Source organism: Nostoc sp. FACHB-110, assembly GCF_014697425.1.
GTDB lineage: Bacteria > Cyanobacteriota > Cyanobacteriia > Cyanobacteriales > Nostocaceae > Nostoc_B.
The window spans coordinates 172,389-184,497 of record NZ_JACJRU010000012.1 but is presented as its reverse complement, the minus strand read 5'-3'; the positions used below and the strand labels follow the sequence as shown (position 1 = coordinate 184,497).

Sequence of the window (12,109 nt, the reverse complement as noted above, 5' to 3'; positions counted from 1 at the left end):
AAATTGTTAATGCTTTGAAAGGTGTTTCTAGTCGCAGGTATGGACAAGCCGGATACAAGAAACCCCACAAAGAAGCCTTGTGGAGTCCTAGTTATTTTGCTGTATCCTTAGGGGGTGCGCCATTAGAGATCCTAAAGGAGTACATCAGAAACCAAGAAAAGCCGTCGTAGAACGACGGGGCTTGTATCCCATTCTTTTGGTCACCAGAGAGCTTGATAGAGTAGTACATCAAGACAACGCTGATAGACCAAAAACCACAGGTGAGTGGAATAGAGAAGCACGCCAAACCGAAGATACACCTGGTAAGCGCGCTCAAAGAATTGCTAAAGAATCAGTAGAAGCCGTCAAACAATTTGGTAAAGTCTACCCTGATACTGCCAAAAGAAGTGCTAACAGCGTAGATGAGAACACCAAATAGAGAGAAATTGGTCAAATTTCTTTAATTTTCCATGAGATTTTTCAACCTGCACTGATTTATTCAGTGCAGCACCTAAAATTGCTATACCTTAGTTTGTACGCTCGATATTACCTATTTTTACCCAACCTTCTTCTTTGCTACCTTCGATGCGAATTTTGACCCAACTTTTATCAGGATTTTCTTCTAAAACAATAATTTTTTGGTTAAAAGCTACTCCCCCAACTTTTTCGGCTTCTTGAGTTGGTTCAGCACGTAAACTCAAACCTTCAGACCAAGTAACACGTCCTGGATAAGCACCTTTTGGTAATTCTTCATCAGGAGTTTTTGTAGGGGTAGGCGTAGAGGTAGATTGAGAAGTAGCAGAGGGTTCGGGCGAATTTTCAGAAGTAGATGCTGTTTTGGCTTCTTGAGTCGTTTGATTTTTGAGCGAGGGGTTATCGTTGGCAAATATTGGTTTAGCAGGAGGTATGGCAGTTCGATTGACGAAATAGAGCGCAACGGTCAGACCTGTACCTAACAAAACAGCGATCGCTAAGATAAAACCTAGTATTAACTTGAGTAAACCAGAAAGCATAGTTAAATTAGTTAGTCAATAGTCAATAGTCAATGGTCAACGGTCAATGGTCAATAGTCAAGTGTGAAGGATGAAGTCTGAAGTCTGAAGTCTGAAGTCTGAAATTGTATTCTTCAGGCTTCATCCTTTTTGGAAAATAGACTATTGACGGTTGACTCTGGATAATTAGTGCTTTAGCGTAGCTTGCCGAAAGCATCGCTTAAGGGGCTGTGTTTTGAGGCTAGACGCGCTCTTCCGGCTGCGGCCCATTCTTGCAGTTTTTGAATTTGCTCAACAGCAGTTCTGGCTAAGGGGATAATTTGACTGGCAGCTTCTAAAATATCGTCGGTATTGAAATCACGGTTTTGGCTAAAGCCAATGTGCATAGCTTCAATGAGAGTTTGCTCAATCTCTGCCCCAGAAAAATCGGGTGTTTCATAAGCTAATCTGTCAATGTCATAGCTTTTTAAATTGTGTGGGCGTAATCGAGATAAATGCACGTTAAAAATGGCTTTTCTTTCTTCTTGAGAAGGTAAACCGACAAAGAAAATTTCATCAAATCGCCCTTTGCGCAACATTTCTGGCGGTAGGGCTTGAATGTCGTTAGCTGTAGCTACAACAAATACAGGTGAAGTTTTCTCAGCTAACCAAGTGATAAAAGTTCCGAACACTCGGCTAGTTGTGCCTGCGTCACCTTTGCTCCCTAAACCGGAAAAGGCTTTGTCTATTTCATCAATCCACAATACACAGGGGGCGAGGGCTTCGGCTACCTGAATCATTTGCCGGGTGCGCGATTCTGATTCACCGACTAAACCACCAAATAAGCGCCCTACGTCTAAGCGTAGCAGGGGTAAGTGCCAGTGATGAGCGATCGCTTTGGCTGTTAAAGATTTTCCTGTTCCCTGAATACCTACCAATAATAAACCACGGGGATGGGGTAAGCCATATTGACGCGCTCTGTCGGTAAATGAACCACCGCGCCGTAAAAGCCAATCTTTGAGATTATCTAATCCCCCAATGTCAGAAATTTGCTCAGTGGCAGGGTAAAAGTCGAGGATTTGGGTTTGACGGATAGTTTGGCGTTTTTCTTGCAGAACTAAGTCTACATCTTCTGGTTGCAATTCGCCGTGAGTGGCAATTGCTCTAGCTAAAACGCGGCGAATGCGCTCCATTGATAGCCCTTGACAGGAACGCACCAAGTCATCTATTACTTTGCCAGAAAGCGAGTGACCAGTGGATTGGAGTAAGCGTTCTATCTCGGTTTTAATTTCCGGTGCGGCGGGTAAAGGAAACTCAACCACCGTTAACACTTCAGTTAAATCGTCAGGAATGGCGATGCGGGGCGACAATAAAACAATATTTTTTGGTTGCGACTTCAGGAGTCGGGCGAAATTGCGAAGTTTACGCGCGATCGCCACATCATCTAAAAAGCGATGGTAATCGCGTAAAATCAAGACTGCGGGTGCTGAGGCTGGTAATTTCTCTAAAAATTCCAATGCTTGTAAAGGATTACGTCTCCCAAAATTCGCATCATTGGGGTTTCCTTGATAGCCATCGACAAAATCCCAAGTATAAACAGGGCGATTTCCTTGATTAGTTGCTTCTTCCCGGATGGCGGCTTCTACCCGTTCTTCCTCATAAGTGGGAATGTAAATTAAAGGATAACGGGCGCGTAGCAGCAATTTAAACTCGTCACGGAAGTTCATATCTAGCTGTTAGTTGTGAGTTGCTCTTGATGGCAATGTACAACTTTCTCCGAACTTACGCACCAACCACATCTCAATCAAAGTGCCATCGCCTCAGTCAATCTAACGCTGGCGGGTGTTCACCCAATTTAACCCACATTGCCCTCGCCCGAACCAAAGCTTGTCGATTCATCTGTAGTGCTTCAATTGTGGCTCGACCAATTGCTGTCAGTCCATTCATTTGTGTTCTACTCTCATCCCAAGCAAAATGTTCCTGCCAAACTTGCGCTTGGGGATGAAATAACGCAACTGTTTCGCCACTTTGCGGATCGATAGCAGACTGGCGATCTCCCTTATAGCGATTACAAGACGGACAGGCAAAACAAAGATTTTCAAATATAGTATCCCCACCAACCGCAAGAGGGCGAATATGCTCAAATTCAAACGTCATAGCCGTGAGAAACTCTGCTGTTCGACAATAGGCACAACACTCACCAAAGCGAGCGCGGATTTGTCGCTGCAACTCAACCCGAATATAAACACTCACGCTGCTGTTTTACTCTTTTCCAAGCACTTCAGCGTATACCTAGCACGAGTTTTAAGAATTGTTAATTGATCTACTTTCATCAACAAATCATCTAACTCAGCAACCTCATCGGTGCAGAGCAATGATTCTGCATTTCTCGCCACTAAATCATCCAAACGTGTTTGCTCGTTTACAGCTAATTTACAACTTGCTAGTGCTTTTAACTCATCCACACTCAAACCAACCAAACACTCATCATCCAATCCTAATGGATTAGCGAGTAGAGAATAAGTATTCCAGTCCAATAAAACCCCAACTCGTTCTCCTTGCTCATTGGTTATGTATTGTACTGGCTTGGACATACAAGAAATATTGAGAAAACAATGTAATCCTATCTTAGCAATCAACTCCAAACAATACTGAATTCTGCTTCGTCAAGATTAGGTCTAACTCAGATTGATAGAATTGAGATAGTTGGAATTTGCACAATTGAGCCATCGAAAAAATCATGCCCTCTGAAATTGCTGTTGAGAAAAAAAAGTTAAAAAATCCGCCGTTAAAGCTTCACTATCTGGGCGATCGCGCATTGCGTCAACCTGCAAAACGCATTACAAAAATTGATGACGAATTGCGTCAACTGGTACGCGAAATGTTGCAAACTATGTACAGCAGTGATGGCATTGGTTTAGCTGCGCCCCAGGTAGGAATTAATAAACAACTAATCGTCATTGACTGCGAACCAGATAATCCAGCAAAGCCACCACTGGTATTAATTAATCCGGTAATTAAGCAAGTCAGCCCAGAAATCTGCGTCGCCCAAGAAGGATGCTTAAGCATTCCTAATGTTTACATGGATGTGAAGCGTCCAGAAGTCGTGGAAATTGCTTACAAAGATGAATATGGTCGTCCTCAAACATTAAAAGCCGGCGACCTGCTCGGACGCTGCATTCAACACGAGATGGATCACCTCAACGGTGTGGTATTCGTTGACCGAGTAGAGAATTCCTTGACTTTGGCACAGGAGTTATCTAAAAATGGCTTCTCGTATCAAGCAGTGAAACCAGTAGCATAGGGGACTAGTAGTGTATTTAACTCCAAAAAGCGGGTTGTTTCTCGCTGGGTCTTGCATAACAGCCATCGCCGCCGTCGGTTCGGTGTTTGAACTCAGTTATGGACAGCCAGATTTAGGCTTCCAAACTACTGCAATTATCTTGGGATTAAGTATTCCTCTAACCGGATTATTTTTTATTGCCGCAGTGAGGGACGCAAGGGCTAACATTAAATAAGCATCAGGTACATAAAAAGGTAAAAGGATGAAATTAAATCAAACTTCACCCTTTTACCTTTTATTTTTCTACTTCTCTATCGCACCTAAAGCTTTCAATGTTTCTTTTTGAACTGATGTTAACCCCGTAACGCCAGTGATATTCATTCCTTCATAGGGTCGGTCGGCTCTGAGTGTTAGTTGACACTCTCCTGTTTCGATATCCCAAAGTTTGATGGTCTCATCTTGGCTACCACTGGCCACGGTTGAACCATCGGGACTGAAGACTACTGACCATACCCAATCAGTATGTCCCAGCAAGGATTTCCAATATTCACCAGTGATGACATCCCACAATCTAACAGTGTGGTCATCACTTCCAGTGGCCAGTAATTTACCCTTGGGGTGGAAAGCAACTGATCTCACCCAACTATGATGACCTAGCAGTGTATTGCGGCACTTAGCGCTGGCAACATCCCACAATCTCACCGTTTGGTCTTCGCTACCACTGGCTAGTAATTTGCCATCGGGACTAAATGCAACTGACCTCACCCAATTAGTATGTCCTAGCAGTGTGTTGCGGCACTCACCAGTGGCGACGTCCCAAAGTTTGACAGTTTGGTCTTCACTCCCACTGGCTAATTTACCATCACCACTAAATGCGATCGCCTGTACTCGGTTGCTATGTCCTGTCAAAGTTTTCAGACACTCACCAGTTTTTTGATCCCACAATTTGACAGTTTGATCATCGCTGCTACTAGCTAATATTTGCCGTTCCGGATCAGGATGAAAAGCCACGGACTGCACCCAACTAGTATGTTCTTGCAAGGTTTTGAGACAATCACCAGTCGCAACATCCCAAATTTTGACGGTTTTATCTTCACTCCCACTAGCTAGTAAACTGCCATCAGGGTTAAAAGCCACTGACCTCACCCAACTGCTATGACCATGCAAAGTTTTGAGGCACTTGCCAACTTTGACATCCCATAACCTAACTGTTTTGTCATTACTCGTGCTAGCCAGCAGTTTACCATCAGGGCTAAAAGCAATTGACCGCACCCAATTAATATACCCTTGTAAAGTTTTTAAACAATTACCATCGCTCACATTCCAAAGTCTGACAGTTTGGTCTTCACTCCCACTGGCGAGTAATTTGCCATCGCCACTAAAAGCCACCGACCTTACCCAATTACTATGGCCAGATAAGGTTTTAATGCACTTACCATCACCCACATTCCAGAGTTTGACGGTTTTATCTTCACTCCCACTGGCGACTAACTTACCATCGGCACTAAAGGCTACTGACCAGACCCAATTTGTGTGACCGTTTAAGGTTTTCAGGCACTTACCGTCACTCACATTCCAGATTTTAACGGTTTTATCTTCACTGCCACTGGCGATTAACTTACCATCGGGGCTAAACGCCACTGACCATACCGGACGGATGTGTTCTTGTAAGGTGTCGAGACATTTACCTTCAGTCACACTCCATAACTTTAATGTTTGGTCGTCACTACCACTAACTAAGGTTTGGTCGTCAGGACTAAACGCCACTGACCAAACCCAACTAGTATGGCCTTTGAAGGTGTTGAGACATTGACGATTTTGAATATTCCATAATTTGATTGTTTGGTCGTCACTAGCACTGGCGAGTAACTGGCCATCATGGCTAAAAGCTACTGACCTAACGCGGCTAGTATGTTCTGTTAAAACAGCGATACATTTACCAGTTTTGACATCCCACAATCGAACTGTTTGGTCATCACTGCCACTGGCAAGTAATTTACCATCATCACTAAAGGCAACTGACCTTACCCATTTACTATGTCCATCACAAGAAAAAAGTGGTTGACCATTGCCAACTTTGATCAAGTTAATTTGATTGCTGGCATCACCAACAGCGCAAAGTTTACCATTAGGACTTAACGCTACTGACAAAATCGGCCAGATTGTTTGGGTAAAAACTGATTTAGATAAATCAGCATGAGCAAAGTTTACATGATGGAGATTGACACCTTGTAAATAAGCTTGCCAAACAGCTAAATCGGAAAAATCATAGTAAGTGAAATTAGTTTGTATTTGATGCAGAAGATTTAAAGTATTTCCGCCTGCATATCCTGGTTTGACACAATATCTATCTTTGAGATTTTCCAGAATTTGTAACAGCTTAGATTCTAAATTTTTCGAGATTCTAAAAATGCTAATTAATCTAGCCTTGAGCGGTTGGACAATCAGTCTAATTTGAATATCTCGCACATAATCTTTAGCAGTGGCTTCCATTAAAGGGTGGCTCATAAATAAAGCTATGTCGCCTGTCGTAATTTCTTCACAGACCTGTTCGATGAATCTATCGATGACATATTCCATGACTACAGGTTGCAATGTGAATAAGGCAACACTTTTTTCAATTAGCGATCGCCTACGTAAAGATTCGAGTGCTTCGAGCAATTCCCGTTTGGTTAATGGTCGGACAAAATCACTGCGTAAATCTTCTAAAGAAACTAACTCTCGTTTAATTGCCAACCAATAAATAATTTCTTTTTCTAGTTCTGTTGTGCGTGCAAATTGTTGTTCTAATAAGTGACGAGTATCACCAAAAATTATTTCTCCTTCGTTTAAAAAAGCTTGAATATCACCTCCAAATAATTCTCTAATTGTCTCAGAAACAAGTTTTAAGGCTAACGGATTACCAGAATAATTTCCGATTAATGTTGACCAGTCTTGTTGTGAGCCAAATATACTTTTGTCTTTGAGAATTTCTTGACCTTCGGCTTCTCCTAAACCTGTTAAAGATACTGTTCTGACTGGTGAAGCTGCACCTTCTAAAGGAGCAAGTTCTTTGGGTTTTTCTCTAGATGTCAGAATTAAACAGCTTTGATGAGTTTCTTCACCAATACGTTTGAGCAACAGACCATATCCTTCATAGCCATCTCTATATTGTCCGGCGCAAAGTTCTTGACCGGATTCTTCTTTGATACCTGCTTGTAAAATTGTTTCGGCATTGTCTAATATCAAAAGACAACGGCGATCGCGCAAATAAGAAATTAGCTGAGTAATTCTATCATTGATACTTTCTGGCAAATCTGTTTCTTGTTCGTCAGATAAAAATCGCATCAAATTCGCCAACATTTCGTTAATTGGAGGCGCGTTGCGAAGACTCCGCCAAATTAAATATTCAAAGTGATGCTGCACTTCTAGTGCTAACTTCACCGATAAAGAAGTCTTACCAATTCCCCCCATACCCAAAATTGCCACTAGCCGACATTGGTCATCAACCAGCCACTGAGTTAACTGAGAAAGTTCTACAGTCCTACCGTAAAACAAGCAAATTCCCGGTGCTTCTCCCCAATCTTGTTTTTGGTAAACAATGGGTTCTGTGCTGGGAGAAAATTCTACGTAGTCATTTGTAATCACTTGTTGTAACTTAGTGAGCTTTCCCGGGCCTGTACCGCTCACTTCAAATTTTTTGTAAATCTCACTTAATCTTTTCCGTACTGCCTCAGCACTAATACCTATTTCTTTGGCGATCGCATTTGGTGATTTGCCCTCAACTGCGTATAAAAACACCTCTTGCTCACTGATAGACAAGCTGCGTTTTTGGGCTAATGCCAAAAGCACCTGTTCAGGAATCTCACTCATACACCCACCCAAATTAACTTCACACCAATGTTATCTCACTATGTGAGGACTAATCTGTAAAAAGGAATGCTTTATCTATTTCCTATATATCTTTATGCATATTTTTTTGAGAATTACCTTGACCATCTCACTAAGTTACTTTATAGTGAGTTTAAAACAGTTTAAAGTAACTTAAGTCACTTTAGCCACTGCTTGTCAAGAAACTTAGTGAGTAAGGGGTGAAGACAAAGGCTAAAAGCAGCAACATCAAAGTTTGTCACTTTTTTCCAGACTATTTAGGTATTGATGCGCGTGATGTGCGTTATCTGTCATCACGGGCATTAAAAATCTAAAAAACGAATCTCCCAAATATCCCTGCAAATTTTCGAGGAGTTTTATCTTCAATACTACGAATATTTGAATAATGCAACAACCCGTTGTTGGCATTGATTGGTAGGTCTGTTGCGTGCCTAAAACCTCATAATTTTAGATTTTAAATTTTGGATTAGGTGCAGTCAATCTAAAATCTAAAATCCCAAATCTAAAATTGCTTAACTGGTTGGGAGCCAAGCTTTAAGCATTTGCTCCTTGTTTAGAGTTATCGCGGGTACGCTTATGCCCTAGATTCAACTCTCAAAATAGGACAAAAATCATGAAAACTAATCTCAAAAACGAGCGAATTCTGCTTTTCAAGTTAGTGTGCAAAGGATTGAAGTATTTACTTTTGCTCTCACTTGGTTTAGCGGTGGCATTGGTAATATCTCATGTTTTTGGTACAGCCTCAATTACAAAACTTCTACTCTGGCCAAGTTTATGGCTATGGTTTTTGAGGTCAGTAGCCTTCTTGTTATGTCTGCTGATGATTGCAATGATACTTGAGTCGTGGCGTTAATTATTCACGTACCTTACGAAAGTTGCAATCTCTAGTTAACGGACAAACTTAATTAATTGCCTTTGGCTAAGTTGCAGTTAGCCAAAGGCATATCAGTAGGAGATCATGTTATGTCAAACAACGAATCTCATAAATACACACTATCGCCTATGTTGGTGATTTTAGTGGCTGGGGCGATTTCTTTAGCAATTGTTAACAAAGAAAATCACGCTGCTTATTTTGACATTGTAAAAATAGCGATGGTTTACAGTTTTGGTTCACATAAGCCAAAAGACAAATAGTCATTCCACCTGAAAAGACGTAGCAATGCTACGTCTTTTGGGCGATCGCTTCTACAATAAAAGAATGCTATCAACACCGACTTACTTACTCAGGCTCTCGCAAGGACAGCTGAATTTATTAGAACGTTGTCCTCGTCAGTTTCAGCATACTTATTTAGAACAACTTACTTCTCCCGCTAACCCCGAACACGAAGATAAGCAAACTTTAGGTAGTCGTTTTCACCTGCTAATGCAGCAGCAAGAAATGGGTTTACCTATTAATAGTTTCTTGCAAGCAGATACTCAACTCAAAAGTTGGATGTCTGCTTTTGCTAATGCAGCCCCAGAAATTGTTACCCCCATAACCGATAACCAAACATTTCGAGAAAGCGAACACTACCGCACTCTACAAGTTCAAGATTATTTACTGACAGTTATTTACGATTTATTAATTGCCGATAATCAACAAGCACAAATTCTAGATTGGAAAACTTATCCTAAACCACCAGATAAACGCAATCTCGCGCAAAATTGGCAAACACTACTTTATCTGTATGTCTTAGTTGAAACTAGTGAATACTTGCCAGAAAATATCTCTATGACTTATTGGTTTGTCCAATCTGAAGGTAGACCAAAAAATATTAAATTTACTTATACTAATAAGCAACACCAGCAAACAGCAAAAAAACTTAATCAACTGTTAAATAATCTCACAAATTGGCTAGCACTCTACCAACAAGGTCAACAATTTCCGCAAGTCATTGAAGGTAGTAAAGCCTGTAATTATTGCCAATTTGCGACTCGGTGTCAACGTATACAAGCTACTGAGGAAGGTAGAGTAGATTTATTACCAAATATTGACACTATTCAAGAAGTATCACTTTGAGAGCCTATTTATAGCAATTCCCCAGCAAATGAAATACACCCCACCCCCTCTATTGCGCATCATCCCCCTTACTAAGGGCAGGGTTGGGGAGAGTTAGTGAAACGATATTAGTCCACTCGCTACTGATACCATTTCCCGAAAATTCTGATACAAATACATTGGTTTTTAATTCTTTCTCCCTGCCCCCTGCGACCCATTTGTATCAAACTTAAAGTGAAACGGTATGACTGATGAGCGCTCGCTCCAGTACGCAAATTTAGTGCATGAAAAGTGAAGTATAAATTTCCCAAAAATCAACTCGTAAATTTCGATTAAATTTCGCGGTCAAGACTTGCTGGCTAGAATAGACTGGTTTCGTGTACCTCTGGCTACATCTTGTTACTGAAATTAATTAACATTAATTTTCCCAAGACCAAGATTTGCTTTCTGTAAAACGTCAATTTCTGAGTGGATCTATCTCAGAAATGCTTTTGGTAAATGTAGTGTCTAGGATGGCGCTATGGCAAGTTATACCTTAGTTTGGCTCTTAGCTGGATCGGTTTTGTGTTTATCGGAACTGTTCTTACCGTCGGCTTTTGTAGCCTTCATGATGGGAATCAGTGCCTTTGCTGTGGCGTTACTGTCCCCATTTGGTTTGAGTTTATGGTTGCAAGTAGCAATTTGGCTATTGCTTTCCACAATATTGGTGTTAATATCCCGGCGATTTTTGCAACCGCGACGACGCAAGTCAAAAATTCAAGATGCAGTTATCGCGGAAACTTTAACAGAAATTCTGGCGGGTCAAACAGGGCGAGTACTATATGAAGGCAATTCTTGGCGCGCTCGGTGTGATGATGACAAACTTGATATTGCTCCCCATCAACGAGTTTATGTAGTTAGAAGAGAAGGCACTACCTTAATTGTGATGCCAGAAAACTTCTTACATTCTTAGCAAGTTTGAAGTGGTTTTAGGGATATCTACAAAGATGAAATAACCAGGAGATTTAAAGTGGAACAAATTTTATTATTAATGGCTCTAGCCCTTGGTGGTTCTGCCTTTGCCAGCACTGTTAAAGTAATTAATCAAGGTAATGAGGCGTTGGTAGAAAGATTAGGGAGCTATCACAAAAAGCTAGAACCAGGACTAAATATAGTTGTGCCTTTTGTGGATAAAATTGTTTATCAACAAACAATCCGCGAAAAAGTTTTAGATATCCCACCACAAAAATGCATCACTCGTGACAACGTTAGTATAGAAGTAGATGCAGTGGTTTACTGGCGGATTGTGGATATGGAAAAAGCCTGGTATAAGGTAGAAAATCTCCAATCAGCAATGACCAACTTGGTGTTAACTCAAATTCGCTCTGAAATGGGACAATTAGAGTTAGATGAAACCTTTACCGCCCGATCGCAAATTAATGAAATTTTACTCAGAGATTTAGATATTGCTACTGATCCTTGGGGTGTGAAGGTCACAAGGGTAGAACTGCGCGATATTATTCCATCTCAAGCGGTGCGCGAATCGATGGAATTACAAATGTCAGCAGAACGACGCAGAAGAGCAGCTATTTTAAATTCTGAGGGTGAAAGGGAAGCAGCCATAAATAGTGCTAGAGGTAAAGCAGAAGCCCAAATTTTAGATGCAGAAGCACGGCAAAAAGCAGTGATTTTACAGGCTGAAGCTGAACAAAAAGCGATTGTGTTAAAAGCCCAAGCTGAACGCCAACAGCAAGTTCTCAAAGCCCAAGCCATTGCTGAGTCGGCAGAAATTATTGCTCAAAAAATCAACACTAACGCCAATGCTAGCAAAGCCTTAGAAGTGTTGTTTGCATTGGGCTATCTCGATATGGGAGCAACTATCGGTAAAAGCGATAGCAGCAAAGTCATGTTTATGGATCCTCGCACTATCCCGGCTACCTTCGAGGGTATTCGCTCTATAGTGGCTGATACACCAACCGACTCTAACCCTTTGTTTACCAGACAAATCTCAGATGTGAATGGTCAATAGTTACTAGTAGAATGGCACTC

12 protein-coding genes and 1 pseudogene are annotated in these 12,109 nt (G+C 41.3%); 8 read left to right on the top strand and 5 right to left on the bottom strand.

Features of this window, described 5'->3' with window-relative positions; genetic code table 11:
• Together H6G69_RS14310 and H6G69_RS14305 are read left to right on the top strand one after the other, a co-directional pair.
• Positions 1-170 (top strand): transposase (locus H6G69_RS14310; protein ID WP_190687862.1); only part of this gene is annotated, 170 nt, incomplete at its 5' end.
• Positions 171-199: 29 nt separating this feature from the next.
• A pseudogene (locus tag H6G69_RS14305) lies at positions 200-418 on the top strand (hypothetical protein); the annotation flags it as partial.
• An 88-nt stretch (positions 419-506) separates the two neighbouring features.
• On the opposite strand, the gene H6G69_RS14300 reads toward H6G69_RS14305, so the two are convergent.
• From H6G69_RS14300 to H6G69_RS14285, 4 genes are all read right to left on the bottom strand, one after another.
• Complete coding sequence (locus H6G69_RS14300; RefSeq protein ID WP_190687859.1) at positions 507-992, bottom strand: SH3 domain-containing protein; 486 nt, start codon at positions 990-992, stop codon at positions 507-509.
• A gap of 173 nt (positions 993-1,165) precedes the next feature.
• Positions 1,166-2,677, bottom strand: coding sequence for an AAA family ATPase (locus tag H6G69_RS14295; protein ID WP_190687856.1), 1,512 nt, complete (start codon positions 2,675-2,677; stop codon positions 1,166-1,168).
• A gap of 97 nt (positions 2,678-2,774) precedes the next feature.
• Complete coding sequence (locus H6G69_RS14290; protein ID WP_190687853.1) at positions 2,775-3,203, bottom strand: HNH endonuclease; 429 nt, start codon at positions 3,201-3,203, stop codon at positions 2,775-2,777.
• Positions 3,200-3,544, bottom strand: a complete 345-nt coding sequence (locus H6G69_RS14285) for a hypothetical protein (RefSeq protein WP_190687850.1) — start codon at positions 3,542-3,544, stop codon at positions 3,200-3,202. Before H6G69_RS14285 ends, H6G69_RS14290 begins: the two co-directional genes overlap by 4 nt.
• 146 nt (positions 3,545-3,690) lie before the next feature.
• Between H6G69_RS14285 and def the strand changes: the two genes are divergently transcribed.
• Positions 3,691-4,254, top strand: a complete 564-nt coding sequence (def, locus tag H6G69_RS14280; RefSeq protein ID WP_190687847.1) for a peptide deformylase — start codon at positions 3,691-3,693, stop codon at positions 4,252-4,254.
• Positions 4,255-4,264: 10 nt separating this feature from the next.
• On the top strand, positions 4,265-4,468 hold the full coding sequence (locus H6G69_RS14275; RefSeq protein WP_190687843.1) for a hypothetical protein: 204 nt from the start codon (positions 4,265-4,267) through the stop codon (positions 4,466-4,468).
• Between the two features lie 68 nt (positions 4,469-4,536).
• Here the strand turns inward: H6G69_RS14275 and H6G69_RS14270 are convergent, their stop codons facing one another.
• Positions 4,537-8,085, bottom strand: a complete 3,549-nt coding sequence (locus H6G69_RS14270) for an NB-ARC domain-containing protein (RefSeq protein ID WP_190687840.1) — start codon at positions 8,083-8,085, stop codon at positions 4,537-4,539.
• Between the two features lie 981 nt (positions 8,086-9,066).
• On the opposite strand from H6G69_RS14270, the gene H6G69_RS14265 reads away from it, so the two are divergent.
• The 4 genes from H6G69_RS14265 to H6G69_RS14250 all read left to right on the top strand — a co-directional run bounded on the left by H6G69_RS14265 (position 9,067) and on the right by H6G69_RS14250 (position 12,089).
• Complete coding sequence (locus H6G69_RS14265; RefSeq protein ID WP_190687837.1) at positions 9,067-9,237, top strand: hypothetical protein; 171 nt, start codon at positions 9,067-9,069, stop codon at positions 9,235-9,237.
• A gap of 64 nt (positions 9,238-9,301) precedes the next feature.
• Positions 9,302-10,102 carry a PD-(D/E)XK nuclease family protein gene (locus H6G69_RS14260; protein WP_190687877.1) on the top strand — a complete coding sequence of 267 codons (801 nt, stop codon included), beginning with the start codon at positions 9,302-9,304 and terminating at the stop codon, positions 10,100-10,102.
• A 499-nt stretch (positions 10,103-10,601) separates the two neighbouring features.
• Positions 10,602-11,033, top strand: a complete 432-nt coding sequence (locus H6G69_RS14255; protein ID WP_190687834.1) for an NfeD family protein — start codon at positions 10,602-10,604, stop codon at positions 11,031-11,033.
• A 57-nt stretch (positions 11,034-11,090) separates the two neighbouring features.
• Complete coding sequence (locus tag H6G69_RS14250; protein ID WP_190687831.1) at positions 11,091-12,089, top strand: SPFH domain-containing protein; 999 nt, start codon at positions 11,091-11,093, stop codon at positions 12,087-12,089.
• Positions 12,090-12,109 lie beyond the last annotated feature (20 nt).